This window comes from Kitasatospora sp. NPDC059146, from assembly GCF_042786665.1.
Lineage (GTDB): Bacteria > Actinomycetota > Actinomycetes > Streptomycetales > Streptomycetaceae > Kitasatospora.
Genome location: NZ_JBHZCY010000027.1, coordinates 56,496 through 83,491 on the forward strand (window position 1 = coordinate 56,496; position 26,996 = coordinate 83,491).

At 72.3% G+C, this 26,996-nt stretch carries 24 protein-coding genes, 4 tRNA genes and 1 pseudogene; 13 read left to right on the forward strand and 16 right to left on the reverse strand.

All coding sequences use genetic code 11. The features are described 5' to 3' along the window. Positions 1 to 22 precede the first annotated feature (22 nt). Both ACFXPX_RS14935 and ACFXPX_RS14940 read right to left on the reverse strand, forming a co-directional pair. Complete coding sequence (locus ACFXPX_RS14935; protein ID WP_380525278.1) at positions 23 to 1,048, reverse strand: ATP-dependent 6-phosphofructokinase; 1,026 nt, start codon at positions 1,046 to 1,048, stop codon at positions 23 to 25. A 167-nt stretch (positions 1,049 to 1,215) separates the two neighbouring features. After that, positions 1,216 to 2,181: a thiamine-phosphate kinase gene (locus ACFXPX_RS14940; protein ID WP_375891732.1), complete on the reverse strand. Its 966-nt coding sequence runs from the start codon at positions 2,179 to 2,181 to the stop codon at positions 1,216 to 1,218. A gap of 228 nt (positions 2,182 to 2,409) precedes the next feature. Here ACFXPX_RS14940 and ACFXPX_RS14945 point away from each other — a divergent pair, with 228 nt between their 5' ends. Further along, entirely contained in the window at positions 2,410 to 2,643 is a 234-nt protein-coding gene (locus ACFXPX_RS14945) for an Lrp/AsnC family transcriptional regulator (protein ID WP_375891731.1), read from the forward strand. Positions 2,644 to 2,662: 19 nt separating this feature from the next. Beyond that, entirely contained in the window at positions 2,663 to 3,184 is a 522-nt protein-coding gene (locus tag ACFXPX_RS14950) for a DUF3515 domain-containing protein (RefSeq protein ID WP_375891729.1), read from the forward strand. Between the two features lie 89 nt (positions 3,185 to 3,273). Here ACFXPX_RS14950 and ACFXPX_RS14955 read toward each other — a convergent pair whose 3' ends face one another. The 3 genes from ACFXPX_RS14955 to ACFXPX_RS14965 form a co-directional block, all read right to left on the reverse strand. Next, positions 3,274 to 4,419 (reverse strand): D-alanine--D-alanine ligase family protein, encoded by a 1,146-nt coding sequence (locus ACFXPX_RS14955; RefSeq protein ID WP_380641450.1) that lies wholly within the window; start codon positions 4,417 to 4,419, stop codon positions 3,274 to 3,276. A 99-nt stretch (positions 4,420 to 4,518) separates the two neighbouring features. Further along, positions 4,519 to 5,502 carry an NAD(P)H-dependent glycerol-3-phosphate dehydrogenase gene (locus ACFXPX_RS14960; protein WP_380396348.1) on the reverse strand — a complete coding sequence of 328 codons (984 nt, stop codon included), beginning with the start codon at positions 5,500 to 5,502 and terminating at the stop codon, positions 4,519 to 4,521. A gap of 14 nt (positions 5,503 to 5,516) precedes the next feature. Further along, positions 5,517 to 6,350, reverse strand: coding sequence for a lysophospholipid acyltransferase family protein (locus tag ACFXPX_RS14965; protein ID WP_375891726.1), 834 nt, complete (start codon positions 6,348 to 6,350; stop codon positions 5,517 to 5,519). Between the two features lie 230 nt (positions 6,351 to 6,580). Here ACFXPX_RS14965 and cofC point away from each other — a divergent pair, with 230 nt between their 5' ends. Beyond that, a complete protein-coding gene (cofC, locus tag ACFXPX_RS14970) occupies positions 6,581 to 7,264 on the forward strand; it encodes a 2-phospho-L-lactate guanylyltransferase (protein WP_375891724.1) in 684 nt (227 codons plus the stop codon). 38 nt (positions 7,265 to 7,302) lie between these two features. Then, positions 7,303 to 7,527, forward strand: coding sequence for a hypothetical protein (locus ACFXPX_RS14975; RefSeq protein ID WP_188305669.1), 225 nt, complete (start codon positions 7,303 to 7,305; stop codon positions 7,525 to 7,527). Between the two features lie 224 nt (positions 7,528 to 7,751). Here ACFXPX_RS14975 and ACFXPX_RS14980 read toward each other — a convergent pair whose 3' ends face one another. The 4 genes from ACFXPX_RS14980 to leuC form a co-directional block, all read right to left on the reverse strand. Beyond that, on the reverse strand, positions 7,752 to 8,495 hold the full coding sequence (locus tag ACFXPX_RS14980; RefSeq protein WP_375891720.1) for an HU family DNA-binding protein: 744 nt from the start codon (positions 8,493 to 8,495) through the stop codon (positions 7,752 to 7,754). Between the two features lie 133 nt (positions 8,496 to 8,628). Then, the gene (locus ACFXPX_RS14985; RefSeq protein WP_375891718.1) at positions 8,629 to 8,979 is read right to left on the reverse strand and encodes a hypothetical protein; all 351 of its coding nucleotides are present in this window, start codon (positions 8,977 to 8,979) and stop codon (positions 8,629 to 8,631) included. Positions 8,980 to 9,161: 182 nt separating this feature from the next. Then, complete coding sequence (gene leuD, locus ACFXPX_RS14990; RefSeq protein ID WP_375891717.1) at positions 9,162 to 9,758, reverse strand: 3-isopropylmalate dehydratase small subunit; 597 nt, start codon at positions 9,756 to 9,758, stop codon at positions 9,162 to 9,164. 3 nt (positions 9,759 to 9,761) lie between these two features. After that, positions 9,762 to 11,192 (reverse strand): 3-isopropylmalate dehydratase large subunit, encoded by a 1,431-nt coding sequence (gene leuC, locus ACFXPX_RS14995; RefSeq protein WP_380641452.1) that lies wholly within the window; start codon positions 11,190 to 11,192, stop codon positions 9,762 to 9,764. Between the two features lie 230 nt (positions 11,193 to 11,422). Between leuC and ACFXPX_RS15000 the strand changes: the two genes are divergently transcribed. Beyond that, positions 11,423 to 12,136, forward strand: a complete 714-nt coding sequence (locus ACFXPX_RS15000; RefSeq protein ID WP_030306825.1) for an IclR family transcriptional regulator — start codon at positions 11,423 to 11,425, stop codon at positions 12,134 to 12,136. Positions 12,137 to 12,296: 160 nt separating this feature from the next. Here the strand turns inward: ACFXPX_RS15000 and ACFXPX_RS15005 are convergent. The 7 genes from ACFXPX_RS15005 to ACFXPX_RS15035 form a co-directional block, all read right to left on the reverse strand. Continuing rightward, a tRNA-Gln gene (locus ACFXPX_RS15005) sits at positions 12,297 to 12,371 on the reverse strand. Between the two features lie 66 nt (positions 12,372 to 12,437). Continuing rightward, positions 12,438 to 12,510 (reverse strand) — tRNA-Glu (locus ACFXPX_RS15010). 26 nt (positions 12,511 to 12,536) lie between these two features. Then, positions 12,537 to 12,609 (reverse strand) — tRNA-Glu (locus tag ACFXPX_RS15015). Between the two features lie 48 nt (positions 12,610 to 12,657). After that, positions 12,658 to 12,729 (reverse strand) — tRNA-Gln (locus ACFXPX_RS15020). A 251-nt stretch (positions 12,730 to 12,980) separates the two neighbouring features. Further along, on the reverse strand, positions 12,981 to 14,480 hold the full coding sequence (gene gltX, locus ACFXPX_RS15025) for a glutamate--tRNA ligase (protein WP_380409461.1): 1,500 nt from the start codon (positions 14,478 to 14,480) through the stop codon (positions 12,981 to 12,983). Continuing rightward, positions 14,473 to 15,273: a fumarylacetoacetate hydrolase family protein gene (locus tag ACFXPX_RS15030; protein ID WP_375891711.1), complete on the reverse strand. Its 801-nt coding sequence runs from the start codon at positions 15,271 to 15,273 to the stop codon at positions 14,473 to 14,475. The genes gltX and ACFXPX_RS15030 overlap by 8 nt, the downstream gene beginning before the upstream one ends. A gap of 236 nt (positions 15,274 to 15,509) precedes the next feature. Further along, the gene (locus tag ACFXPX_RS15035) at positions 15,510 to 15,728 is read right to left on the reverse strand and encodes a hypothetical protein (protein WP_375891710.1); all 219 of its coding nucleotides are present in this window, start codon (positions 15,726 to 15,728) and stop codon (positions 15,510 to 15,512) included. A gap of 639 nt (positions 15,729 to 16,367) precedes the next feature. Here ACFXPX_RS15035 and ACFXPX_RS15040 point away from each other — a divergent pair. From ACFXPX_RS15040 to ACFXPX_RS15075, 8 genes and pseudogenes are all read left to right on the forward strand, one after another. Then, positions 16,368 to 20,282 (forward strand): nitrate- and nitrite sensing domain-containing protein, encoded by a 3,915-nt coding sequence (locus tag ACFXPX_RS15040; protein WP_380641454.1) that lies wholly within the window; start codon positions 16,368 to 16,370, stop codon positions 20,280 to 20,282. A 10-nt stretch (positions 20,283 to 20,292) separates the two neighbouring features. Further along, the gene (locus tag ACFXPX_RS15045; RefSeq protein ID WP_030291361.1) at positions 20,293 to 20,706 is read left to right on the forward strand and encodes a roadblock/LC7 domain-containing protein; all 414 of its coding nucleotides are present in this window, start codon (positions 20,293 to 20,295) and stop codon (positions 20,704 to 20,706) included. A 161-nt stretch (positions 20,707 to 20,867) separates the two neighbouring features. Continuing rightward, positions 20,868 to 21,293 (forward strand): DUF742 domain-containing protein, encoded by a 426-nt coding sequence (locus ACFXPX_RS15050; protein ID WP_375891707.1) that lies wholly within the window; start codon positions 20,868 to 20,870, stop codon positions 21,291 to 21,293. After that, positions 21,274 to 21,858, forward strand: coding sequence for an ATP/GTP-binding protein (locus ACFXPX_RS15055; protein ID WP_380525284.1), 585 nt, complete (start codon positions 21,274 to 21,276; stop codon positions 21,856 to 21,858). Before ACFXPX_RS15050 ends, ACFXPX_RS15055 begins: the two co-directional genes overlap by 20 nt. Before the next feature lie 436 nt (positions 21,859 to 22,294). Further along, a complete protein-coding gene (locus ACFXPX_RS15060; RefSeq protein ID WP_375891703.1) occupies positions 22,295 to 25,648 on the forward strand; it encodes a nitrate- and nitrite sensing domain-containing protein in 3,354 nt (1,117 codons plus the stop codon). 10 nt (positions 25,649 to 25,658) lie between these two features. Next, positions 25,659 to 26,072, forward strand: coding sequence for a roadblock/LC7 domain-containing protein (locus ACFXPX_RS15065; RefSeq protein ID WP_097236138.1), 414 nt, complete (start codon positions 25,659 to 25,661; stop codon positions 26,070 to 26,072). Between the two features lie 161 nt (positions 26,073 to 26,233). After that, on the forward strand, positions 26,234 to 26,890 hold the full coding sequence (locus tag ACFXPX_RS15070; RefSeq protein WP_380525286.1) for a DUF742 domain-containing protein: 657 nt from the start codon (positions 26,234 to 26,236) through the stop codon (positions 26,888 to 26,890). Next, a pseudogene (locus ACFXPX_RS15075) lies at positions 26,871 to 26,996 on the forward strand (ATP-binding protein); the annotation flags it as partial. The gene ACFXPX_RS15070 and the pseudogene ACFXPX_RS15075, both read left to right, overlap by 20 nt.

The window sequence follows — 26,996 nt, forward strand, 5'->3', positions numbered from 1 at the left end:
GCGCGCGTTCGGGGCGCCGCCGTCAGAGCACCGCTTCCGATTCCGCCCAGCGGTCCTGCGGCACCGTCTTCAACCTGGTCACCGCGTCGCCGATCGGCAGCAGCTCGATGCCGGTCCGGCGCAGCGCGGTGAAGTGCCCGAACGCACCCCGGTGGACGGCCTCCACCGCGTGCCAGCCGAAGCGGGTGGCGAGCACCCGGTCCCGGGCGGTCGGGGTGCCGCCGCGCTGGGTGTGGCCCAGGATGACCGGGCGGGCCTCCTTGCCGAGCAGGTTCTCCAGCTCGTGGGCGAGCCGGTTGCCGATCCCGCCGAAGGTCCGGTGGCCGTACTGGTCGACCTCGCCGTGGTCGAAGCGCATGGTGCCGGGCGTCGGGGCGGCGCCCTCGGCGACGGCGATGATGGCGAACTTCTTGCCGCGGGCGAAGCGGTCCTCGACCATCCGGGCCACCGCCTCGATGTCGAAGGGCTTCTCCGGGATGAGGATGCCGTGGGCGCCGCCGGCCATGCCCGCGGTGAGGGTGATCCAGCCGGTGTGCCGGCCCATCAACTCCACCACCATGACGCGCTGGTGGGACTCGGCGGTGGTCTTGAGCCGGTCGATCGCCTCGGTCGCCACGTGCACCGCGGTGTCGAAGCCGAAGGTGACGTCGGTGGCGTCGATGTCGTTGTCGATGGTCTTGGGCACCCCGACCACCGGGAGTCCGGCGTCGCTGAACAGCTTGGCGGCGGTCAGCGTCCCCTCGCCGCCGATCGCGACCAGCGCGTCGATGCCGATGTCCCGGGCCAGCGTCTTGGCGTTCTCCACCGCCCAGGCGATCCGCTCGCGCTGCACCCGGGCCGAGCCCAGGATGGTGCCGCCGAGGGTGAGCAGACCGGTGACGTCGTCGTGCGAGACCGGCCGGGTTCTGCCCTCGATCAGCCCGAGGAAGCCGTCCTCGATGCCCACGATCTCGTCGCCGTGCACGTCCGTGCCCCGGTGCACCACCGAGCGGATCACCGCGTTGAGGCCGGGGCAGTCGCCGCCGCTGGTCAGGACACCGATGCGCATGTGTGGTGTGCTCCCGCTCGCCGTGGTTCGGCCCGGCCGCAGCCGACGGCGGGCGGGCTCGGATGGCGCAAGCCTACGCAGAACGCACCCTCGAAGCCCGTCCGCCGCACGTCCGGAGCGTCACGCGCCGTACCGGCGTCCACGCCCCGTCAGCCGTCCTCCGTACCTCACTCGGCGAAGTGGTCCCAGCCGCCGACCCGGTCCCAGGGCGCGCCGTCGACCGTCACCCGTCCGCTGCGCGATCCCCGCGGGCGGCCGGTCACCTCGCCCACCACCCGCCAGCGGGACGGGAGTTGGACCCCGCGCGGGAAGGTCGCCACGATCGCGTGGTCCTCGCCGCCGGACAGCACCCAGACCAAAGGGTCCACCCCGACCGCCTGGCCGATGTCGGCCATCTGCGCCGGGACGTCGAAGTCGGCGGCCCTGAGGTCGATGTCCACCTCGCTGGCCCGGGCCACGTGGCCGAGGTCGGCGACCAGCCCGTCGCTCACGTCGATCATCGAGGTGGCGCCCAACTCGGCGGCGGCCGGGCCCGCGTGGTACGGCGGCTCGGGCCGGCGGTGCGCCTCGACGAAGGCGCGCGGGGAGCGGAAGCCGCGTTGCAGCACCGTCAGTCCGGCCGCCGACCAGCCGAGCCAGCCGCACACCGCGATCACGTCGCCGACCTGGGCGCCGGAGCGCGTCACCGCCGGGCGCCCCTGGAGGTCGCCGAGCGCCGTGATCGCCAGCATGACGGTGTCGCCGCGCACCACGTCGCCGCCGACCACCGTCGCCCCGGCGACCTGGCACTCGTCGCGCAGCCCGTCCATCAGCTCGGTGGCCCAGGTGGTCGGCAGGTCGGCGGGGGCGACCAGCCCGAGCAGTATCGCGGTCGGCACCGCGCCCATCGCGGCCACGTCGGCGAGGTTCTGGGCGGCGGCCTTGCGGCCCACGTCGTAGGCGGTGGACCAGTCCCGGCGGAAGTGCCGGTTCTCGATCAGGACGTCCGTGGTGGCCACCACCCGGCCGTCCGGGGCCTTCACCACCGCGGCGTCGTCCCCGGGGCCGAGGTCGACCGCGTCGGTGAGCGGTACCCGGGCGGTCAGCTCCCTGATGAGACCGAACTCGCCGAGCTCGCCCACGGTCCCCTGCATCTGCCGTCCTCTCGCCTTTCCTCCCCGGACGGCACCGCCGCCCGGGATACGGTCCCCGTCGCTCCCCCCGCGCGCAGCGTACGCCCTCCGGGGGCACCGAAGTCTCCCCTCCCCGGCCCGCTGCGCGGTAGCGTGGTGATCAGCCTGCCGGTGCGCCCGCACCCACCCCTGCACCAGCCCGGGCGGTCCCGGCGGCGATCCCCCCAACCGGCCGCCGGGAGGTCACCCGTGGTACAGGCATACATCCTGATCCAGACCGAAGTAGGAAAGGCCACCGCGGTGGCCGAGACCATCGCGAAGATCCCCGGTGTGATCACCGCCGAGGACGTCACCGGCCCGTACGACGTCATCGTCAAGGCCGAGGCCGACACCGTCGACGACCTGGGCCGCCTGGTGGTCGCCAAGGTCCAGAAGGTGGAGGGCATCACCCGCACCCTCACCTGTCCGGTGGTGCACCTCTGACCCCGGCTACCATCGGCGGGTGGCCAGAGAACTCCGCATCCCCAGGGCGCTGACCGCGCTTCCCGCGCCGGTCCGCTGGCTGGCCGCGCCGGTCGCGCTGACCTGCACCGTGGTGGTGCTCATCGGCAGTTGGAGTTCCGCCGACGACCCCGCGGTGGAGGTCCCGCGGCCGAGCGGGAAGGCCGCGGACCACTGCCGGGCGCTGGGCGCCGCCCTGCCCCAGGAGTTGCTCGGCCGCGCCCGCCGGGACCCGTCCCCGGCCTCCCCGTACGTGGCGGCCTGGGGCGACTCGCCCCGGGTGGTGCTGCGGTGCGGCATCGACCGCCCGGAGGAGTTGGACGGCCCGCACGCCAAGGACCTGTCGCCGACCGTCGACGACGTCACCTGGTGGTCGCAGCAGCTCGCCGACGGCGGCTACCGCTTCGTGGCGACCATGCGGGCCGCCTACGTCGAGGTGACCGTCCCGGCCGGAGCCGCGCAGAACCCCTTCGACCCGGCGGCCGCCCTGACCCCCGCGGTGAAGGCGAACATCCCGGGCTGAGCCCGTACCCGCCCCGCCGCGGAGGCGAGCGGGCAAGTCACGGGCGGGCCGGGAAGTCCCGGCCCGCCCCTGTTACGCGTACGGGCCCGCTAGCGCAGCCCGGTCGAGCGGCGCAGCGCGGTCTGCAGCAGCCGGTCGATCAGCTCCGCGTACGAGACCCCGCTGGCCTCCCACATCTTCGGGTAGGCGGAGATCGGGGTGAAGCCCGGCATGGTGTTGATCTCGTTGATCATCCAGCTGCCGTCGTCCAGCAGGAAGAAGTCGACCCGGGCCAGGCCCTCGCAGCCGAAGGCCTCGAACGCGGCCACCGCCTGGCGCCGGATCTCCGCGACCTCCTCGGCGGTCAGCTCGGCCGGGATCCGCACCTCGGAGGAGTCGATGTACTTGGCCTCGAAGTCGTAGAAGTCGAAGCCCTCGCCGACCAGCACCTCGGCCGGGACGCTGGCCCGCGGGCCGTCCTCGAACTCCAGCACCCCGCACTCGATCTCGCGGCCGGAGACCCCCGCCTCGATGATCAGCTTGGGGTCGTGCCGGCGGGCCTCCTCGATCGCGGCGTCGAGCTCGGCCAGGTCCTTGACCTTGGTGATGCCGATGCTGGAGCCGGCCCGGCAGGGCTTCACGAACACCGGCAGGCCCAGCTCGGCGACCCGCTCGCGCACCGCGGCGCGGCCCGGCTCGGTCTCCCAGTCGCGCGGCCGCACGATCGTGTAGTGGCCGACGCCCAGGCCGTGCGAGGCCAGGATCCGCTTGGCGAACTCCTTGTCCATGCCGGCCGCGCTGGCCAGCACGCCGTTGCCGACGTACGGGACGCCGGAGAGTTCCAGCAGGCCCTGGAGGGTGCCGTCCTCGCCCCACGGGCCGTGCAGCAGCGGGAACACCACGTCGACCTCGCCGAGGGCCTTGGGGGCGCTCCCCGGCTCGCTCAGCAGCACCTCCCGGCTGCCCGGCGAGACCGGCAGCGCGACCTGCCCGTCGACGGCCTCGGCGACGTGGGCCACGTCCGGCAGCCGGCGGTCGGTGATGGCCATCCGGGACGGCTCGTCGCTGGTCAGCGCCCAGCGGCCCTCGTGGGTGATGCCGATCGGCAGCACGTCGTACTTGTCACGGTCGATCGCCCGGAGGACGCTGCCCGCGGTGGAGACCGAGATCGCGTGCTCGGAGCTGCGCCCGCCGAAGACCAGCGCGACGCGCGGCTTGGGGGCGGACGGGTCCGGGGTGGTCTGTTCGATGCTCATATCGGGTTTGAGACTACCGTGCGAGGTGTTTCCGGGAAGTCAACGCCGGCCCGGAGAGTCCGCGCCCACCACCGGGTGCGGGGCCCGACGGGCCGGGCCTCAGCGCCGCTCCGCCTTGGCCGAGCGGGACATCAGCACCTGCAGCGCCTCCTGGGTGGGCCGCCCGTTGTGCACCACGTCCACCACCGCCTCGACGATCGGCATGTCGACCCCGCTGCGCCGGGCCAGGTCCAGCACCGACTCGCAGGACTTGACGCCCTCCGCGGTCTGCCGGGTGGCCGCGATGGTCTCGGCCAGCGACATGCCCCGGCCCAGGTTCATCCCGAAGGTGTTGTTGCGCGACAGCGGCGAGGAGCAGGTGGCGACCAGGTCGCCCATCCCGGCCAGCCCCGCGAAGGTGTGCGGGTCGGCGCCCAGCACCTCGCCGAGCCGGGTGGTCTCGGCCAGTCCGCGGGTGATCAGGGTGGCCTTGGTGTTGTCGCCGAGCCCCATGCCGGCCGCCATGCCGACGGCCAGGCCGATCACGTTCTTGACCGCGCCGCCGAGCTCGCAGCCGATCACGTCGGTGTTGGTGTACGGCCGGAAGTACGGCGTGTGGCAGGCCGCCTGGAGCCGCTTGGCGACCGCCTCGTCGGTGCAGGCGACCACGCTCGCGGCGGGCTGCCGGTTGGCGATCTCCTTGGCCAGGTTGGGCCCGCTGACCACCGCGACCCGCTCCGGGCCGACCTTGGTGACCTCGTCGATCACCTCGCTCATCCGCTTGGCGGTGCCGAGTTCGATGCCCTTCATCAGGCTGACCAGCACGGTCTGCGGCTCGATCAGCGGCGCCCAGGCGGCCAGGTTGTCGCGCAGCGTCTGGGAGGGCACCACCAGCACCGCGAAGTCGGCGCCGGCCAGCGCCTCGGCGGCGTCGGTGGTGGCCCGGACGGTGTCGGGCAGCCGGACGCCCGGCAGGTAGTCCGGGTTCTCGTGGGTGGAGTTGACGGCGTCCACCAGCTCCTGGCGGCGGGCCCACAGCACGACCTCGCATCCCGCGTCGGCCAGCACCATCGCGAACGCGGTGCCCCAGGAGCCCGTCCCCATCACGGCGCAGCGGGTCACCGGCCCGTCCCCTCTTCGTCGTTGTCGTTCCGGCCGCCCTTGGCGCGGCGGCGTTCGGCCAGCGCGGCGGCGGCCCGCTCGCGGGCGGCCTTGCGCATGTCGTAGCGCTCGGCCGGCGGCTCCTCGCCGCGGACCCCGGCCAGCACCTCGGTGATCGCCGCCATGATGTCCTCGGTGGCGTCGTTGAGCACCTGGCCGGTGAGCTCCATGCCCGCGTACTTGCTCAGGTCCACCGCGGGCCCGGCGGCCACGGTCACCCGGTGCCGCGGGAACAGGTTGAACCTGCCCTTGCCGAAACCGGCCCGGCCGTACGGCGGGATGATCTCGTGGGCGCCCCAGTGGGCGACCGGGATGACCGGCGCGCCGGTCATCAGCGCGACCCGGGCGACCCCGTTCTTGCCGGTCATCGGCCACAGGTCCGGGTCCCGGGTGAGCGTTCCCTCCGGGTAGAACTGCACGCACTGGCCGTTGTTGACGGCGTCGATCGCGGCCCGGAAGGCCTGCGCCGCGTCGGTGGACTCGCGGAACACCGGGATCTGGCCGGTCTTGCGCAGCATGAACCCGATGAAGGGGATCGAGAACAGCGAGGACTTGCCGAGGATCCGCGGCGGACGGCCGCTGTTGTACTGCCAGTGCGCGTAGATCACCGGGTCGATGATCGAGTTGTGGTTCACGGCGGCGATGAAGCCGCCCTTCTCCGGAATGTGCTCCCAGCCCCGCCAGTCGGGCTTCACCAACGCGGTCGTCACCGGCTTCACCAGCACGGCCGCGAAGCGGTACCAGATGCCGTAGTCGGCGTTGCCGAACTTGGCGTACGAGCGGCGGGCCACCCCAGGCTCCTTCTCATCGCATGCGGCACGTGGGGTGCCGCGGTCATGGCCTCCCGTGCCGCGCACCGGCGCGACCGGTGCCCGGGGCACGGGCGCGGAACAGTGTCGCCCGCCTGCTCACCGGCTGTCGAGCGGCCGCGCCAACCCGCCGGGCGGGCGTGATCAAACGCACGTCCGCACAGCTCGGACGGCCTGGCGAGGGTTCCGGGACCGGCGTCACAATGACGCCGATGACCCAGGACACCGTACGCCCCAGCGAGCCCGTCGCGCCCGCCGCACCCGCCGCCGACTGGTCGCTGGTGCTACCGCTCAAGCCGCTCGCCCTCGCGAAGAGCCGACTGGCCCCGTACGCGGGCCCGCACCGGGCCGAGCTGGCCCTCTCCTTCGCCCTCGACACGGTCACCGCCGCGCTGGCCACCCCGGGCGTCTCGCGCGTCCTGGTGGTCACCCCGGACGCCACCGCCGGCGCCCGGCTGGCCGGGCTGGGCGCCCTGGTGGTCGCCGACGAGCCCGGCGGCGGCCTCAACCGGGCGCTGGCGCACGGCGCCTCGGCCGCCCGGGCGCTCGCCCCGCGGGCGCCGCTGGCCGCCCTCTCGGCGGACCTGCCGGCCCTGCGCCCGGCCGAACTCGCCCGGGTGCTGGGCGCGGTGCCGTCGGACGGCCGGGCCTTCCTGCCGGACTCCCCCGGCCTGGGCACCACCCTGCTCGCCTGCGGCCCCGGCCGTCCGCTCGCCCCCGCGTTCGGGGACGGCTCGCGGGCCCGGCACGCGGCCGGCGGGGCGCTCGAACTGCGCCTGGCGGACGTGGAGTCGGTGCGCCGGGACGTCGACACCGGCGCCGACCTCGGCGAGGCCGCCGGGCTCGGCCTCGGCCCGTACACCAGTGCGCTGTTCGCCCGTCTGGGCGGCTCCTGACCAGCGGGCCCGTCGGACCCGCTCGCTATGCTGCTGGCATGCAGGCCACCGCGTTCACCTTCGACCCCGCCACCCGAGCCGGCTCGGTGCTGCTCGACGACGGGACCCCGGTGCCGTTCGACGCGGCCGCCTTCGACGCCGGCGGCCTGCTGCTGCTGCGGCCCGGCCAGCGGGTGCGGATCCGCACCGAGGGCGCGGGCGAGGCCCGCCGGGTGGTCTTCGTGACCCTGCAGACCTTCCCCGACCCGGCCGACGGCCGCTGACGGCGTCAACGACCGCTGACGGCACCGTCCCCCCTCCGGCCGTTCCCACCCTTCCGGCAGTTCCCGCAGTTCCCGCGGATTTCCGCGCCCGGACGGCGGCTGCCGGTGAATCCTGACTAAGCGCCCGGAAATCGAAAGAGCCGCGGCCACCCGGTCTCCGCAATTCGCGGAAGGGGGTGCCGCGGCTCTGTGCCGAAGGCCGTCCGAGGACAGTCGCGCGGGACTTACTTGGCCGAGGCCTTGCGCGCGGTGGTCTTGCGGGTGGCGGTCTTCTTCGCCGGCGCCGTCTTCTTGGCCGTGGCGGTCGCCTTCTTGGCGGTGGCCGTGGTCTTCTTGGCGGCAGCCGTGGTGGTCGCCTTCTTGGCGGCGGCCGTCTTCTTGGTCGCCGCGGCCTTGGTCGCAGCCGCCTTGGTGGCGGTGGCCGTGGTCTTCTTGGCGGCGGCGGTGGTGGTCGCCTTCTTGGCCGTGGCGGTCGCCTTCTTCGCGGCGGTGGCCGTGGTCTTCTTGGCGGCAGCCGTGGTGGTCGCCTTCTTGGCGGCGGCCTTCTTGGCGGCCGGGGCGGCGGCGGCAGCGGTGGCGGCGCGCTTGGTGGCGGCACGCTTGGCGGCCGGGGTCGCGGCGACACCGGTCTTGCCCGGGGTGAGCGAGCCCTTGGGGGCCTTCTTCACCGAGGGGCCTTCCTTCGGCAGCTTCTTGCTGCCGCTGACCAGGTCCTTGAAACCCTGACCCGGACGGAAGCGGGGGACCGAGGTCTTCTTGACCTTGACCCGCTCGCCGGTCTGCGGGTTGCGGGCGAAGCGCGCGGAGCGCTCCACCTTCTCGAAGGTGCCGAAACCGGTGACCGAAACCCGGTCACCGGCCACAACGGCACGGACCATGGTGTCGAGCACTGCGTCGACGGCCTCTGCGGCAGCCTTGCGACCGCCCAGCTGCTCGGCCACCGCTTCGACAAGCTGAGCCTTGTTCACGTCTTCCCCTTCGGAAACGGGCGCCGGATGATTCCATCCGTTCTTTTCGCACGTTAGGTATGTATCTGCGGACTTTCAATTACCAAACGCGCGAATCACCCTAGTGTCGCAATGGATTTGCGCGTCCGCGACCTCAGGCGCGGGGCGGGTGCCCCTCGTCGAGGTCATGTACAAAGCGACTCAACCGCCTTGCCGCCTCCGGAAGATCGCGCTTGGCGGTCTCCGTGACGATGAGCAGTTGACGGGTGAGAGCGGTCTTTGCATCGACAGACACGTTCAGCGCATGCACGCGGGCGTGAGCTTGCTTCAACCGCTCGGCCACAAGCGCGTAGAGCGCTGCGACTTCCTGGTCGTCCGGCGCCTCAGCTGGTGTTGCGGAGGTGACGTCCGGCCGATCGTCAATTCGGCGTTCGGATCCCCGGCCCGTGGACTCCTCGGACGCGGGTTCGCCGCCCGCGTACGGAGGTTCATGGTGCCGGTGCATGTACTGATTGTGCCATCTACCCGCAGTTGTACTTGCGCGGGGCCCTCTTCCGCAAAGCCGAATGGGCAATCCGGGGAGCCCCCGGTGCTAACTCGTGCTCCGGAACGACGGATGGCCCGGCCCCCCCGAGGGGGAGCGCGGGCCATCCGGTGGATCGTCAGAATGCTTGTTCTGAGGGGAACTCAGGACACCGGCAGAGTACGGGGCTTGAACGCCGGACGGGTGGCCTCGTAGGCGGCGATGTCCCCCTCGTTCTGCAGCGTGATGCTGATGTCGTCCAGGCCGTTGAGCAGCCGCCACCGGAGGTTGTCGTCCAGTTCGAAGGTCGCGGTGATGCCTTCGGCCCGGACTTCCCGTGCTTCCAGATCAACGGTGATCTCGGCCGAAGGGTCACTCTCGGTGAGCGACCAGAGGCGCTCCACGGTCTCCTGCGGCAGCACGACGGTCAGCAGACCGTTCTTCAGCGAGTTGCCCCGGAAGATGTCGGCGAAGCGCGAGGAGATGACCGCGTGGAAGCCGTAGTTCTGCAGCGCCCAGACCGCGTGCTCCCGGGAGGAGCCGGTGCCGAACTCGGGGCCGGCCACCAGGACGGTGGCGCCCTCGCGCTCGGGCCGGTTGAGGACGAACGACTCGTCCTTGCGCCAGGCCTCGAACAGGCCGTCCTCGAAACCGGATCGGGTGACCTTCTTGAGCCAATGGGCCGGGATGATCTGGTCCGTGTCCACGTTGCTGCGGCGCAGCGGGACGGCCCGGCCGGTGTGGGTGGTGAACTTCTCCATGGCTCAGGCCTCCACGGCGACGTTGGCGGAGTTGGCGGACAGGTCCGACGGGGCGGCCAGCCGGCCCAGGACGGCGGTCGCGGCGGCGACCTGCGGGGAGACCAGGTGGGTGCGGCCGCCCTTGCCCTGGCGGCCCTCGAAGTTGCGGTTCGAGGTGGAGGCGCAGCGCTCCCCCGGAGCGAGCTGGTCGGGGTTCATGCCCAGGCACATCGAGCAGCCGGCGTGCCGCCATTCGGCCCCGGCGGCGGTGAACACCTTGTCCAGGCCCTCCTCGACGGCCTGGAGCGCGACCCGGACGGAGCCGGGGACGACCAGCATCCGCACCCGGTCGGCGACCTTGCGGCCCTCCAGCACGGCGGCGGCGGCGCGCAGGTCCTCGATCCGGCCGTTGGTGCAGGAGCCGACGAAGACCGCGTCGACGGCGACCTCGCGCAGCGGGGTGCCCGCCTCCAGGCCCATGTACGCGAGGGCGTTCTCGGCGGCCGCGCGCTCCTGCGGGTCGGCGAAGTCCGCGGGGTTCGGGACGTCCGCGCCGAGCGGGGCGCCCTGGCCGGGGTTGGTGCCCCAGGTGACGAAGGGGGTGAGCTCGCTCGCGTCGATGAACACCTCGTGGTCGAAGACGGCGTCCTCGTCGGTGGCCAGGGTCCGCCAGTACGCGACGGCGGCGTTCCAGTCCTCGCCCTGCGGGGCGTGCGGGCGGGCCTGGAGGTAGTCGAAGGTGGTGTCGTCCGGGGCGATCATGCCGGCCCGGGCGCCCGCCTCGATCGACATGTTGCAGACGGTCATCCGGGCCTCCATCGACAGGCTCCGGATCGCCGAACCGCGGTACTCCAGGACGTAGCCCTGGCCGCCGCCGGTGCCGATCTTCGCGATCACGGCGAGGATCAGGTCCTTGGCCGTGACGCCCTCGGGCAGGTCGCCCTCGACGGTGACCGCCATGGTGCGGAACGGCGCCAGCGGCAGGGTCTGGGTGGCCAGCACGTGCTCGACCTGGCTGGTGCCGATGCCGAACGCCAGCGCGCCGAAGGCGCCGTGGGTGGAGGTGTGGGAGTCGCCGCAGACCACGGTGGTGCCGGGCTGGGTCAGGCCGAGCTGGGGGCCGACCACGTGCACCACGCCCTGCTCGACGTCGCCGAGCGAGTGGATCCGTACGCCGAACTCGGCCGCGTTGCGGCGCAGGGTCTCCAGCTGCACCCGGGAGACCGGGTCCGCGATCGGCTTGTCGATGTCCAGGGTCGGGGTGTTGTGGTCCTCGGTGGCGATCGTCAGATCGGTGCGGCGGACCGTACGGCCGGCCAGCCGCAGCCCGTCGAAGGCCTGCGGGCTGGTCACCTCGTGGAGCAGGTGCAGGTCGATGAACAGGAGGTCGGGCTCGCCCTCCGCGCGCCGCACGACGTGGTCGTCCCAGACCTTCTCTGCGAGTGTCCGTCCCATCGGATTCCCTCCAGCCGGCCGCGTTGCCGGCCTTCTCGTGTCGTCGAGGTCATTGCGCGCCCGCCCGTGGGGAGCGTGTTCGCGAGACCTGCACGCCGGATCGCTGTCCACGATGCGGACACTCTGACGAGGCCCCATCCTGGATGTCTCCCGGGCTGCTGCATCCAGAGTGGCGCTTTTCCCGGAAGATTGAACTTGCGTCTCGCGGAATGAGACTGCAGTCTTAGGGCATGGACAACTCTAGCGGCGTCGGCGTTCTCGACAAGGCCGCTCTGGTGCTCAGCGCACTGGAGTCGGGCCCCGCCACGTTGGCGGGGCTGGTCGCCGCCACCGGTCTGGCGCGCCCCACGGCCCACCGACTCGCCGTCGCACTCGAACACCACCGTCTGGTCACCAGGGACATGCAGGGGCGGTTCATCCTCGGCCCCCGCCTGTCCGAACTCTCCGCCGCGGCGGGCGAGGACCGGCTGCTCGCCACCGCGGGCCCGGTCCTGACCCACCTGCGCGACGTCACCGGCGAGAGCGCACAGCTCTACCGCCGGCAGGGCGAGATGCGGATCTGCGTAGCCGCCGCCGAGCGGCTCTCCGGTCTGCGGGACACCGTCCCGGTCGGCAGCACCCTGCCGATGAAGGCCGGCTCGGCCGCCCAGGTCCTACTGGCCTGGGAGGAGCCCGAGCGGCTCCACCGCGGCCTCCAGGGCGCCCGCTTCACCGCCACCGCGCTCAGCGGCGTCCGGCGGCGCGGCTGGGCCCAGTCGATCGGCGAGCGGGAGCCGGGCGTCGCGTCCGTCTCCGCCCCCGTGCGCGGCCCCTCCAACCGCGTGGTGGCCGCCGTCTCCGTCTCCGGCCCGATCGAGCGCCTGACCCGCCACCCGGGCCGGCTGCACGCCCAGGCCATCATCGAGGCCGCGAACCGGCTCACCGAGGCCCTGCGGCGCAGCTGATCCGGCGGACTCCCCCACCCACCCCGCCGACTCCCCCGAACCCGAATCCCCCACTCCCCCACCGCACGCGAAAGGGCCCCGCTCGGATCGAGCGGGGCCCTTCGCACACCTGCGCGGCGGAAAAGCAAAAAGACCCCGCGGACGGGGTCTTCCATATTTCTGGCTGGGGTACCAGGACTCGAACCTAGACTAAATGAACCAGAATCACTCGTGCTGCCAATTACACCATACCCCAACGCAAAGCAAGGGCCGATGGGCATGTCCTCGAGAAGAACACAGCCACCGGCTTCGTGCTTTGAAGTACCCCCGACCGGATTCGAACCGGCGCTACTGCCGTGAGAGGGCAGCGTGCTAGGCCGCTACACAACGGGGGCATCCAGGCGATCCCTTGCGGGATCAGTACCCCCGACCGGATTCGAACCGGCGCTACTGCCGTGAGAGGGCAGCGTGCTAGGCCGCTACACAACGGGGGCTTGGATCTTCATTTGTACTGCTGGGTGACCGTTGCCGATCGTACTGCGCTGGGGTACCAGGACTCGAACCTAGACTAAATGAACCAGAATCACTCGTGCTGCCAATTACACCATACCCCACCAGAGTTGAACCCCTGCGGGCCCTTCTCAGGCGTTGCGCCTCTCGGTCGGTCCCGTTCCGAGGGGCTTTCGCTCCCTCGTCCGTTCCCTCCCGGGCGGCGCAGAAAGAACATTACCCGACGTCTGCCCTGGCTCCAAAATCGATAACCGCAGGCAGCGGTGGGGAGGCCGTCCGATGACCTCCGGGTGCGCCGCGGGCCCGGCACGGAGCCGGGCCCGCGGGCTGCTCAGGAGGCGCTTGCGCGGGCCGTTCAGGCCGTCGGCAGCGCGTCCAGGGCGGAACGGAGCCGGCGCAGCGTCTCGGGGCGGCCGAGCAGCTCCATCGACTCGAACAGCGGCGGCGAGACCCGGCGGCCCGTGACGGCCACCCGCAGCGGCGTGAAGGCGAACTTGGGCTTGATGCCCAGGCCCTCCACCAGGGCCTCGCGCAGCGCGGCCTGGATCGGCTCCGGGGTGAAGTCCGCGAGCTCCTCCAGCGCCTTGACGCTGGCCTCCAGCACCGGACCGGCGTCCGCGGTCAGCACCTTGGCGGCGTCGTCCGGGTCCACCGCGAAGTCGGCCGGGTCGACGAACAGGAAGCCGGCCATGTTGACGATCTCGCTCAGCACGACCATCCGCTCCTGGGTGAGCGGCGCGATCCGGGCGAGCAGGTCCAGCTGCTCGGCGGTCGGCTCGGCCGGCAGCAGGCCGGGGCCCTGGAGGAACGGCACCAGGCGGCGGACGAAGTCCTCCGGGGCCAGCCGGCGGACGTGCTCGGCGTTGATCGCCTCGCACTTCTTGAGGTCGAAGCGCGCCGGGTTGGAGTTCACCTTGGCGACGTCGAAGGCGGCGACCATCTCGTCCATGTCGAACAGGTCGCGGTCCTCGGCCAGCGACCAGCCCAGCAGGGACAGGTAGTTGAGCAGGCCCTCGCGGATGAAGCCGCGCTCGCGGTACAGGTTGAGCGAGGACTGCGGGTCGCGCTTGGAGAGCTTCTTGTTGCCCTCGCCCATCACGTACGGCAGGTGGCCGAAGCGCGGGGTGGTGCCCTCGCCGACGCCGATCTCGGCGAGCGCCGCGTACAGCGCGATCTGCCGCGGGGTGGAGGACAGCAGGTCCTCGCCGCGCAGCACGTGGGTGATGCCCATCAGGGCGTCGTCCACCGGGTTGACCAGGGTGTACAGCGGGGCGCCGTTGGCGCGGACGATGCCGTAGTCCGGGACGTTCTCCGGCTCGAAGGTGAGCGTGCCGCGCACCAGGTCGTCGAAGGAGATGGTCCGGTCGGGCATCCGGAAGCGCAGGATCGGCTCGCGCTTCTCCAGCTTGTAGACGGCGACCTGCTCCTCGGTCAGCTCGCGGCAGTGGCCGTCGTAGCCGGAGGGCTTGCCGGCCGCGCGGGCGGCCTCGCGCCGGGCGTCCAGCTCCTCGGTGCTGCAGTAGCAGTGGTACGCGTGGCCGGCCTCCTGGAGGCGGCGGGCGACGTCGGCGTAGATGTCCATCCGCTGCGACTGGCGGTACGGCGCGTGCGGGCCGCCGACCTCCGGGCCCTCGTCCCAGTCCAGGCCGAGCCAGCTCATGGCCTCCAGCAGCTGGGTGTACGACTCCTCGGAGTCGCGGGCGGAGTCGGTGTCCTCGATCCGGAAGACCAGCTTGCCGCCGGTGTGGCGGGCGTAGGCCCAGTTGAACAGAGCCGTGCGGACCATGCCCACGTGGGGGTTGCCGGTCGGGGACGGACAGAAGCGAACCCGGACGGCCGGGTCAGTGTTAGCCACGCTTGATCACCTTGTTGGCGAGAGTGCCGATGCCTTCGATGGAGACGGCGACCTCGTCGCCGACGTTGAGCGGGCCCACCCCTGCGGGCGTGCCGGTGAGGATGACGTCGCCGGGCAGCAGCGTCATGGCCTCGGAGATGTGGACGACCAGTTCGGCGACCGAGCGGATCATCAGGGAGGTGCGGCCGGTCTGGCGGAGCTCGCCGTTGACCGTGCAGGTGATCGCCAGGTCGGACGGGTCGAGGTCGGTCTCGATCCACGGGCCCAGCGGGCAGGCGGTGTCGAAGCCCTTGGCCCGGGCCCACTGGCCCTCGCGCTGCTGGACGTCCCGGGCGGTGACGTCGTTGGCGCAGGTGTAGCCGAGGATCACCTCGGGCACCCGGTCCAGCGGCACCTCGCGGCACATCCGGCCGATCACCACGGCGAGTTCGGCCTCGTGGTGGACGTCCGAGGAGAACGGCGGGTACGCGATGTTCTCGGTCGGGCCGATCACCGAGGTGGACGGCTTGAAGAAGGTGAGCGGGACGTCCGGGACGTCGTTGCCCAGCTCCGCCGCGTGCGCCGCGTAGTTGCGGCCGACCGCCACGATCTTGTTGGGGAGCATCGGGCTGAGCAGCCGGACGTCCTGGAAGCGGTAGCTCTCACCGGTGGGCTGGGGTTGGCCGAACGGGTGACCGGCCAGCTCGTGCACGACCAGCGAGTCGGGCCGGGACGGATCCCCCTCGACCACGCCGAAGGAAACGCTGCCGGCGGCAGGGCTCCCCTCCCGGACGGAAAACCTGGCAATGCGCACGGCTGGGCTACCCCTCGCTTCGTCGGCCGCCCGGGGCGCCCCCGGGCGCTGCTGGGCGCCCCGCCCGCCACGGGCGCGGCCCCGTCAATCGCGCCCAGGCTATCGCGTGGGGCCTCCCGCGACCCCTTCGGCCCTGTTCAGCGCGGTCGGGGCGGAGGGCCCCGACCCGGGACGCACGAGGGCGCCGCCACCGCTGTTCGCGGTGACGGCGCCCTCGGGTCGCGCCAGGGGCGGGATCAGTCCCGGGGGGTGATGACGGGGGCGACCATCAGCTGGACGCGGCGCGGGTTGGCGGTGACGGCCGGCAGCTCGGTGCCGTAGGTGACGACGTCCTCGGGCTTGCGGGCACCCGGGATCCTGCTGAAGTCCTCGACCGAGGCCAGCGTGGTCCGGCGCGGGTTCGCCGTGGAGCGGCAGGACAGCGTGGACTTGGTGGCCTTCTTCGCCAGGGACATCGAGAGCACCTCGTGGTCGTGGCCGGGCGGTCCGCCAGGGATCCGCACCGGCCTGCGTGATTCCGATTGATTCGGAGGGGTTCTGGGCAGGCTGATCGGGGCCGTGCTCAGGAGACAGCCAAGGTTACGAGATCTCTTTCCATACGGGCCGTGACCAAAGCTACACATTCACCTGTGATTTTGCTCACAAATTGACGCACAAATCACGAATATCCGACATATCGCCGGATCGGAATTTCCCGACAATTCGCCCGGAACGGTCATTCCGGCAGGTCTGCGACTCTTGTCGATCTCCGGCCACGTTGGCATGTATCCGGCGAGTGTCCGAAAAAGGCGGTATTCCGGTCCGGTTACCGCACAGTCAGTGAGATCACGCATGCGGTCGGTAGTACCCGACCGTCGGTTCCGGCGGCCCTTGTTGGGATTCCCTCGCTGTGCTGGAATGCCACGGACCGTGGGTAGGGAGCAGTCCACCCCGGCGACCCGCTCTCCCGGACCGGCCGGGGTGCGGAAGGAAACTCGACACCGTCCAGGCCGTGGCGACGCGGCGGGACGCCCGGTCCAGAGGTTGCGACGCCAGTGCAGGGACGTTTCAAAAGGGGTAGCGGCGCCGCGGGTAACCCGGAGTCGCGCGAGCCCGTGGCAGCCCCTCAACAGGCGGCGGCCCCCGGCGGCCCGACCGACCCCGTGACGCCCGAGGCCCTCGCCCGGCCGGACGACGACGGCCAGGAACGGAAGTCCGCCCGGGACAAGCTCCGGACCACCCTGACCAGGCGCCGCGCCACCGGTCTGAGCCGGCTCGCGATGCGCAACTGGCGCATCCGCACCCGACTGATCGCCCTGCTCGCGCTGCCGGTCATGGTCTCGCTGGTCCTCGGCGGCCTGCGCATCCAGACCTCGATGCAGAACTCGCAGCAGCTCGCCCAGATGGCCAACCTGTCGGACCTGGCCAAGAAGGCGACCAACCTCGCGGACGCCCTGCAGACCGAACGCGACATCAGCGCCGGCTACATCACCAACCGGCCGAACGACCCGCTGGACGACGAGATCGTCGCCGCCCGCAAGAGCACCGACGACCTCAGCCGCACCTTCACCGCCTCCTCCGACAAGTTCGAGAACCTCCAGCTCTCCGGCGGGAAGGCGCTGCTGTTCCAGATCCGCAAGGACCTGAACTCGATCGCGGACGCCCGCAACACGCCGTACCAGAACAACCAGAACATCCAGGCGACGATCACCGCGTACGACGTGATCATCCGCGACCTCCTGGGCATCACCCAGGACATCGCGCTCGCCTCGAACAACCAGGACCTGCTCATCGCCACCCGCGCGCTGCAGCAGTTCTCGCTCGCCAAGGACGCCACCTCGCAGCAGCGCGCGCTGATCAGCGCCGGTCTGGGCAACCCCAAGGCCCCCGACCTGAGCGCGAGCGACGAGTCCTTCGGCATCCGCCTGCGCACCACGTACGACAACGCGCTGACCAGTTTCAACAACATCTACACCTCGCACGACCTGGACAACCTGCGCGGCCAGCTGAGCTACAACAACGTCATCGCCGAGGCGGACCGCTACTCGCGCTCGATCCTCCAGCCGGGCGGCATCCACCAGACCGAGGCGGTCTCGTACAAGGACTGGTACGAGAAGGCCACCACCAAGATCACGGCCGAGCGCCGGATCGAGGCCAAGCTGATCGAGGACCTCGACGGAAAGGCCCAGGACCTCCAGTCCCAGGCCGACACCGAGGCCCTGATCATCGGTGCCGCCGTCGCCCTGACCCTGATCATCGCCCTCGGCGGCGCCGGTCTGATCGCCCGCTCGATGGTGCGCTCGCTGACCCGCCTGCAGACCGCGGCCGAGGACGTCGCCGAGCGCCGCCTGCCCGAGCTGGTCAAGACGCTCTCCGAGAGCGACCCGCACGACGTCGACACCACGGTCGAGCCGGTCGCCGTCGACTCGACCGACGAGATCGGCCACGTGGCCCACGCGTTCGACATGGTGCACAGCGAGGCCGTCCGCCTCGCCGCCGAGCAGGCCCTCCTGCGCGGCAACATCAACGCGATGTTCACCAACCTCTCGCGCCGCAGCCAGGGCCTCATCCAGCGCCAGCTGTCGCTCATCTCCGAACTGGAGAGCCGCGAGGCCGACCCGGACCAGCTGGCCAACCTGTTCAAGCTCGACCACCTCGCGACCCGCATGCGCCGCAACGGCGAGAACCTCCTCGTCCTCGCCGGTGAGGACCCGGGCCGCCGCTGGACCCGCCCCGTCCCGCTGGTCGACGTGCTCCGCGCCGCCGCCTCCGAGGTGGAGCAGTACGAGCGCATCGAACTCGCCGCCGTGCCGTCGGCCGAGGTCGCCGGCCGCGTCGTCAACGACCTCGTCCACCTGCTCGCCGAGCTGCTGGAGAACGCCACCTCGTTCTCCAGCCCGCAGACCCGCGTGCGGGTCACCGGCCACGCCCTGCCGGACGGCCGGGTGCTGGTCGAGATCCACGACACCGGCATCGGCCTCAGCCCGGACGACCTGGCCGAGATCAACGAGCGCCTGGCCAACCCGCCGACGGTGGACGTCTCGGTCTCCCGCCGCATGGGCCTCTTCGTGGTCGGCCGCCTGTCCCTGCGACACGGCATCCGGATCCAGCTGCGTCCGAGCGACTCCGGCGGCACCACCGCGCTGGTCATGCTCCCGGTCGACGTCACCAACTCCGCCGACCGGCGCGGCCCCGGCGGCCGTCCCGGCCCCGGCGCACCGGGCAAGCAGCAGCGCGGGGCCGCCCCGACGCCGCGCCAGCAGCGCCAGGTGCCGCCCGCCCGCCAGGGCGGTCCGGCCGCGCTCGGCCAGGGCCCGGCGGGCGGTGCCCCGCAGGGCGGCCGTCCGCAGCTCGGCCAGGGCGGTCCGTCCGCCCCCGCCGCGCCGACCGGCCCGGGTGCGCCCGGCGGCCGGACCGGCGGGCCGGCCGGACTGCCGACCCGTCAGGTCGGCCAGTCGCTGCGCGAGACCCCCCCGGCCCCGCAGGGCCAGCAGGCTCCGGGCCGGTCCGGTCAGGACGGCCTGCCGCAGCGCACCCCCGGCCAGCAGGGCCCGGGTCAGCCGGGCCGGCGCGGCCAGGGCCGACCGGCCACGGCGCCGCAGGGTCAGGGCCCGCAGGGAACCGGCCAGCAGGCCCCCGGTCAGCCCGGTCAGCAGGGACCGGGTCAGCCCGGTCAGCAGGGCCCCGGTCAGCAGGGCCCCGGCCAGCCGCAGCAGGCGCCGCAGGGCGCGCTGCCGCAGCGCTCCCCCGGCCGTCAGGGCCCGCCGCAGGGCGGCCCGAACGGCCTGCCGCGCCGCGGCCAGGGCCGCCCCGGCCAGGAACGTCCGCGTCCCGGCGGCGAGTTCGACGGTGCTCCGGGCGCTCCCGCGCCGCGGACCGGCGAGCAGCCGCAGCACGGCCGCCCCGGCGGTCCCGGCGCCCCGCAGCAGGGTGCCCGTCCGGGCAACCGTCCGCAGGACGGCCTGCCGCAGCGCACCCCCGGCCAGCAGGGCCCGCAGGGCCCGGGTCAGCCGGGCCGGCCCGGTCCGCAGGGGCCCCAGGGGCCTCAGGGTCCGCAGGGCCAGCGCCGCCCGCAGCGTCCCGGCCCGGAGGCGCCCCAGCAGGGCCGCCAGCCCCAGCCCCAGCTGCCCCCGCAGCAGCAGCCCCAGCCGCTGCCGTCGGCCGAGCCGGCGTCGGTGGAGAGCACCCAGCAGTTCGCCCGGCCGCGCTTCGAGGCCAGCCAGATCGACCCGCGGGACCCGCTGGGCCTCGGCCTGGTGGAGCCGGTGCTGCCGAACGTGCCGGGCCCGGCCCAGCCGCAGCCCCAGCAGCCGCAGCCGGCCCCGCAGCAGCAGGCGCCGCAGCAGCCGCAGCGCCAGGAGCCGATGGCCCTGCCGACCGGCCCGTCCGAGGCCACCGGCGAGCAGCCCTGGTACCCGCAGCAGGCCGACGGCCAGCCGCAGGGCCGGCCCCGTTCGTACCAGCCGCGCCGCCCCGGCACCTCCGCGCCGGACCTCCAGCAGCCGGACCTCCAGCAGCCGGGCCGGCCGCAGCGGGCCCCGCAGCAGCAGCCCCGGCAGGAGCGCCCCCAGGCCCCCCAGGGCCAGGCGCCCCGGCAGCAGGCCCCGCAGGCCCAGCAGGCCCCCCAGCAGCAGGCCCCGCAGGGCCAGCCGCAGCCGCCGCAGCCGGGCGTCGGTGACGCGCCCTGGCGCCCGTCCGCGAACGACGAGCGCTGGCGCCGTGCCGAGCAGGTCCGCGAGCCCTCGACCAGCGGGGTCACCATGTCCGGCCTCCCCCGGCGGACCCCGCAGGCCAACCTGGTCTCCGGCACCGCCGAGGCCTCGCCGCTGACCGGTCCCCAGGTCTCCCGGGCCCCCGAGGAGGTCCGCGGCCGCCTGACCAACCTGCGCCGCGGCATCCAGCAGGGCCGGCGGGCCGGGGCCGAGCAGGCCGCCAACCAGCCGGGCTCCCAGCATGGTGCCCAGCAGCCCGGATTCGATAGTTTCGGTGGCCGGAGCGACGGCAACGGCGCAGATCACCAGGAGCGTTGAGTTGAACCAGATGAGCCAGGCCGCACAGAACCTGAACTGGCTGATCACCAACTTCGTGGACAACACCCCCGGGGTGTCCCACACCGTGGTGGTCTCCGCCGACGGCCTCCTGCTGTGCATGTCCGAGGGGTTCCCGCGCGACCGCGCCGACCAGCTCGCCGCCGTCGCCTCCGGCCTCACCTCCCTCACCTCCGGCGCCAGCCGGATCTTCGAGGGCGGCGAGGTCAACCAGACCGTCGTCGAGATGGAGCGCGGCTTCCTGTTCCTGATGGCCATCAGCGACGGCTCCGCCCTCGCCGTCCTGGCCGCACCCGACTCCGACATCGGTCTGGTCGGGTACGAGATGGCCCTGCTCGTCGACCGGGCCGGCGCCGTCCTCACCCCCGCACTCCGCGCGGAACTCCAGGGCAGTCTCCTGCACTGACCGGAACCCACGCGGACCATCCACCGTTCCACCCCGCACCGGGTCCGACCCGACCGGACCCGGCGCCTCACCCTCAGCTACCCTCAGGCAGCTGATCCCGCCTCAGCTGGCACCGCCCCAGCTGGAACCGGCTGCCCAAGGCCGCAGCACAAGGAGGACCCATGACCCCGCCCTCGACACCCGCCGGCTCGTACGGCAACGGGTACGGCAGCGGCTACGGCGGGCAGCAGTCCGACGGCTACGAGCAGCAGCCGCTGGTCCGCCCCTACGCGATGACCGGCGGCCGGACCCGCCCCCGCTACCAGCTCGCGATCGAGGCCCTGATCTCGACCACGGGCTCGGCCGAGCGCACCACCGGGCTGCTGCCCGAGCACGCCCGGATCGTCGGTCTCTGCCGCGAGGTCAAGTCCATCGCGGAGATCTCCGCACTGGCCGGCGTTCCGCTCGGTGTGGCCCGGATCCTCGTGGCCGACCTGGCCGAGGCCGGTCTCGTCGCCATCCACCAGCCCGCCGCCGCGGGCGAGTCGGGCGGAACGCCCGATGTCACGCTGCTCGAAAGGGTCCTCAGTGGACTTCGCAAGCTCTAACGCGGCCGCCGCCACCCGCGCCACCACCTCCGCGAAGATCGTCATCGCCGGCGGCTTCGGCGTCGGCAAGACCACGCTCGTCGGCGCCGTCTCCGAGATCAACCCCCTGCGCACCGAAGCCGTCATGACCTCGGCCTCCGCCGGCATCGACGACATCAGCCACGTCTCCGGCAAGACGACCACCACCGTCGCCATGGACTTCGGCCGCATCACCCTCGACGAAGACCTCATCCTCTACCTCTTCGGCACCCCCGGACAGGACCGCTTCTGGTTCATGTGGGACGACCTCGTCCGAGGCGCCATCGGAGCCGTCGTCCTCGTCGACACCCGCCGCCTCGCCGACTGCTTCCCCGCCCTCGACTACTTCGAGAACAGCGGCCTGCCCTTCGTCGTCGCCCTCAACGGCTTCGACGGCCACCAGCCCCACACCGGCGACGAAGTCCGCGAAGCCCTCCAACTCGGCCCCGACACCCCCGTCGTCACCCTCGACGCCCGCCGACGCGACAGCGCCAAGAGCGCCCTCATCACCCTCGTCGAACACGCCCTCCTCGCCCGACTCCGCTGACGGGCCGGGCACACGGGCACCGGTGGGCGCGCGAGCACCCGCGGGAACCGAGCGGCCCCGGCGAACCGTCACACTGACGGGTCGCCGGGGCGGCGGTGCTTTACCGGCCGGTGTCCTCCCGGGGCCGCGCGCAAGACCCGTGTATAAGCAGCGGATAACAGTTCGGTAGGCATTTTGTGATCAACAATGACGCAGCGTGGCGAATCAGCGTCACTCAGCGCCAGATCACCACGGTTTTGCTCCGTCATGTCGTTGATTGTCCGTATTGTTCCGACGCGGGTGCCTTGCGACGGCTGTTTGTCCCCCATCCCTGCACGTGCTGAAATTCCAGCTACCCCTGAACATCCCGCTCCGGCCGTCCGGCGGCGGGCCAGGGCCCCGGGGGTAGCGCTGGATTGATCCATGGCCGGCAAGTCGGCCGAGAGGTAGTAGTCGAGTGAGGCGTAAGCAGCAACCCGCCCCGCAGCGGCGCTCCGAGCCCCGCCAGAGCGCGCCGAACGGCGGCGCCGCGGAACCGGCCGGATTCTCCGCGTTCACTCCCACCGAGGAGCGTCCCCAGACCACCCCGGCCCCCAAGCCCCCGACGGCCTCCACGGAGCCGCGCACGGGTGCGGCGGGTCAGTCCGGCGAAGGCGGGCCGTCCAGCCGGTACGACTTCCTCCGTCCGCGCAACTGGCGCGTGCCGACCCGACTGATCGCGATCCTGCTGATCCCCGTGATCATCAGTCTCGTCTTCGGCGGTCTGCGAGTGAACACCTCGGTCGACGGCTACATCAAGGCCTCCAAGGCCGAGAAGACCGCCGAGCTCGCCAAGGCGGCGACCGAACTCGCCGAGGCGCTCGAGAACGAGCGCGACAAGACCCTGATACCCCTGCTCACCGGGCAGGACCCGAACAACGAGGTCGCCAAGCGCCGCGCCGACACCGACGCCGCGCTCAAGGCCTACAACGCCGCGTACGACGCCTCCGACAAGTCCGGCGAGCTCCCGCGCCGCCACGAGGCCTTCCAGACCCTCGTGGTCGACCTCCCGCACCTGCGGCAGGTCGCGTACGGCAGGGAGCTGTTCGCCAGCGCCACCGCGAGCGCCTACTCGGCGATGTTCGCGCCGCTGCTGGCCTACGACAACTCGGTCGGCAACGGCTCCGCCAACGCCACCAGCAAGGGCCGCGCGATCTACGCGATGTCGCTGGCCAAGGCCTCCGCCTCGACCCAGCGCTCGCTGATGCTGAGCCTGCTGGTCGGTGCCTCGCAGGGCGTGACCACGCGCTACGAGAACCAGGACATGACCCAGCAGATCCTGGTCGCGGAGAAGCTGGAACAGGTCTCGCTCTCCGAGTTCAACACCGGTGCCGCCCCCGAGGACGCCCGCAAGTACGCGGACGCCCAGGTCGCCCTGGCCACCGCCCAGGACCGCTCGGCGTACAAGATGCCGAACGGCACCGCGCCCACCATGGGGGGCCTGCTGGCGCTGGCCGCCAACTACGCCGAGGCCGCCGCCATCGGCCAGCAGAAGGGCAAGGCCGCCGCCGACGCCGCGTACGCCGAGGCCAAGAACTCCGGTCTGACCCCGGACAACTGGAACCAGGCCGCCGGAACCCACATCCAGGCCCTGCGGAACACCGAAGTCGCGCTGCTGGACGCCGTCCTCACCGACTCCCGCAACCTCAAGGACAACGCGCTCTACGACGCCATCCTCAACACGGTCATCGTCGTCGCCGCACTGATCCTGGCCGGCCTGCTCACCGGCTACGTCGCCCGCTCGATGATCCTCGGCATGCGCACCCTGCGCAGCGCCGCCCTGGAGATCGCCGACCACCGCCTGCCGGACCTGGTCGAGAAGCTCTCCAAGACCGACCCGGACCGGGTCGACACCTCGGTGAGCGCGATCCCGCTGCACGGCAAGGACGAGATCGGCGAAGTCGCCCGGGCCTTCGACCAGGTCCACCAGCAGGCCGTGGCGCTCGCCGCCGAGCAGGCCCTGCTGCGAGGGAACGTCAACGCGATCTTCACCAACCTGTCGCGCCGCAGCCAGGGTCTGATCCAGCGCCAGCTGGCACTGATCACCGACCTGGAGAACAACGAGGCCGACCCGGACCAGCTGGAGAACCTCTTCAAGCTGGACCACCTCGCGACCCGTATGCGCCGCAACGGTGAGAACCTCCTCGTCCTCGCCGGCGAGGAGGCCGGCCGCCGCTGGAACACCCCGGTCCCGCTGGTCGACGTGCTGCGCGCCGCCGCCTCCGAGGTGGAGCAGTACGAGCGCGTCGAGCTGTCCGGCATCCCCGAGGTCGAGGTCGTCGGCGCCGCCGTGACCGACCTCGTCCACCTGCTCGCCGAGCTGCTGGAGAACGCCACCTCGTTCTCCAGCCCGCAGACCCGGGTGCTGGTCAACGCGACCCGCCTGCCGGACGGCCGGGTGCTGGTCGAGATCCACGACAAGGGCATCGGCCTCACCGCCGACGACTTCGCGGAGATCAACGAGAAGCTGGCCGAGCCGCCCACGGTCGACGCCACCATCTCCCGCCGCATGGGCCTCTTCGTGGTCGGCCGGCTCTCCCAGCGGCACGACGTCCGCGTCCAGCTCCGCCCGTCCGGCGAGTCCGCCGGCACCACCTCGCTCGTCATGCTCCCGCCGTTCGTCACCAAGTCCGCGATGGCGCCGGAGCCGGAGGAGCAGTTCACCGTCTCCCGGATCTTCGCCGACCAGGAGCCGACCGCCGAGTGGGCCCCGGACAACGGCGGCCGCAGCGCCGCCGAGCTCGGCTTCGACGACCACCTCACCGGCATCGGCAACGCTGGCTCCTCCGGGTTCAGCCCGGCCCTGGAGGCCGTCCAGCGCTCGCAGCGCCTCGACCAGGTCCGCCGCGCGGCCCTGGAGGGCGGCCCGCAGGAGCAGGTGCTGGACGCCGAGGTCGAGGAGGACTACCAGCAGGGCTACGACCAGTACGCCCCGCAGCAGGGCTACCAGCAGGGCGGCTACGCCGACGAGCAGTACGGCTACGACCAGAACAGCTACCAGCAGGACGAGTACGCCCAGGACGGCTACGGCCAGTACCCGCAGCAGCAGGGCTACCAGCAGGACGGCTACGCCGACGACCGCTACGGCTACGACCAGGGCGGCTACCAGCAGGACGAGTACGCCCAGGACGGCTACGGCCACCAGGCCGTGGAGGCCCCCGCGGGCCACCCGTACACCCCGGAGCCGCCCGCCCTGCCCACCGCCGAGCCCGCGCCGGCCCCCGCCGCCACCCTGCCGTCCGGGCTGCCCCAGCGCCGCCCCGGCCAGCAGCTGGCGGGCGGCGGCCCGGGCAGCGCCCCGGTCGGTCTGACCCCGTCCGGGGACACCCCGAACTGGTTCGCCGGCGCCAAGGACACCTCGGCGCCCGTCGAGTCCCGCGGCCACGACGTGTCCGCACTGGGCGGCTACGGCCCGACCGGCCCGACCGCCTCCCCCTGGCAGTCGCCGAACGACGGTGACTGGCAGCGGGCCGAGCAGCTGCGCGAGCCCTCGTCCGCCGGCACCACCGGGGCCGGACTGCCCCGGCGCGTGCCCAAGCAGAACCTGGTGCCCGGCAACGCCAAGCCGACCCCGCAGGAAGGGCCGCAGGTCTCCCGCAGCCCCGAGGAGGTCCGTGGCCGCCTCACCAACCTGCGCCGCGGCGTCGAGCAGGGCCGCAGCGCCGGCAACACCGGAAGCTTCCGGATCGACCCCGATCAGGTAGACCAGTCCGGCAACGGACAGAACCGGAGCACCGATCTCTTCGGCGGCTCGAACCACCAGGAGCGTTGAGTTGACTCAGATGAGCCAGGCCGCACAGAACCTGAACTGGCTGATCACCAATTTCGTGGACAACACCCCCGGGGTGTCCCACACCGTGGTGGTCTCGGCGGACGGCCTCCTGCTGTGCATGTCGGAGGGCTTCCCGCGCGACCGCGCCGACCAGCTCGCCGCCGTCGCCTCCGGCCTCACCTCCCTCACCTCCGGCGCCAGCCGGATCTTCGAAGGCGGCGAGGTCAACCAGACCGTCGTCGAGATGGAGCGCGGCTTCCTGTTCCTGATGGCCATCAGCGACGGCTCCGCCCTCGCGGTGCTCGCCTCCCCCGACTCCGACATCGGTCTGGTCGGGTACGAGATGGCCCTGCTCGTCGACCGGGCCGGCGCCGTCCTCACCCCCGCGCTCCGCGCAGAACTCCAGGGCAGTCTCCTGCACTGACGGTTCGTCGGATACCGTCCAGGTATTCGAAGTACCTCCGCGTCCTTCCCGGGCCCGCTTCGGCGGGCTCGGGTTCGGACGTTGTACGGCCTTCGCACCACCGGCTCCGGACTCGTACCGAAGCCCGCACCGCACCGCCGCACCTTGTGAGGAGAGGAACCGTGACACCGCCCGACGACCGCAGCGGCCAGTACGGCGTTCCGTACCCTGGCACGGGCCACGACGCCTTCGGAGCACCCGGCGCCGGCCACGGTCAGCAGTACGGTCGGCACCAGTACGGGCAGCCCCAGCAGCACCCGTACGCCCGGCCCGAGGAGCAGTACGGGCAGTACGACCCGTACGCCCGGCCGCAGCCCGCCTTCGACACCCCGCCGCCCGGCCACCCGACGCCGCCCGGCCAGGTGCCCGCCCAGGCCCCCGGCCACCGGCCGGCCCAGGAGCCCGGGTACGTCGAGGAGTTCGAGGACGAGCAGGACTCCGGCCCGCTGATCCGACCGTTCGCCATGACCGGTGGTCGCACCCGGCCCCGCTACGAACTCGCGCTGGAGGCCCTGGTCTCCGCCGACGTCGATCCGCAGCGCCTGTCCACCCTCCTCCCCGAGCACCAGCGGATCTGCACGCTGTGCACGGAGGTCAAGTCCGTCGCCGAGGTCTCGGCGCTGCTCTCACTTCCCCTGGGAGTCGCCCGGATCCTCGTGGCCGACCTGGCCGAGGCCGGCCTCGTCGCCATCCACCAGCCCGCTTCCGGGGGCGAATCCGGAAACCAGCCCGACGTCACGCTGCTCGAAAGGGTCCTCAGTGGACTTCGCAAGCTCTAACGCGGCCGCCCCCACCCGCGCCACCACCTCCGCGAAGATCGTCATCGCCGGCGGCTTCGGCGTCGGCAAGACCACGCTCGTCGGCGCCGTCTCCGAGATCAACCCC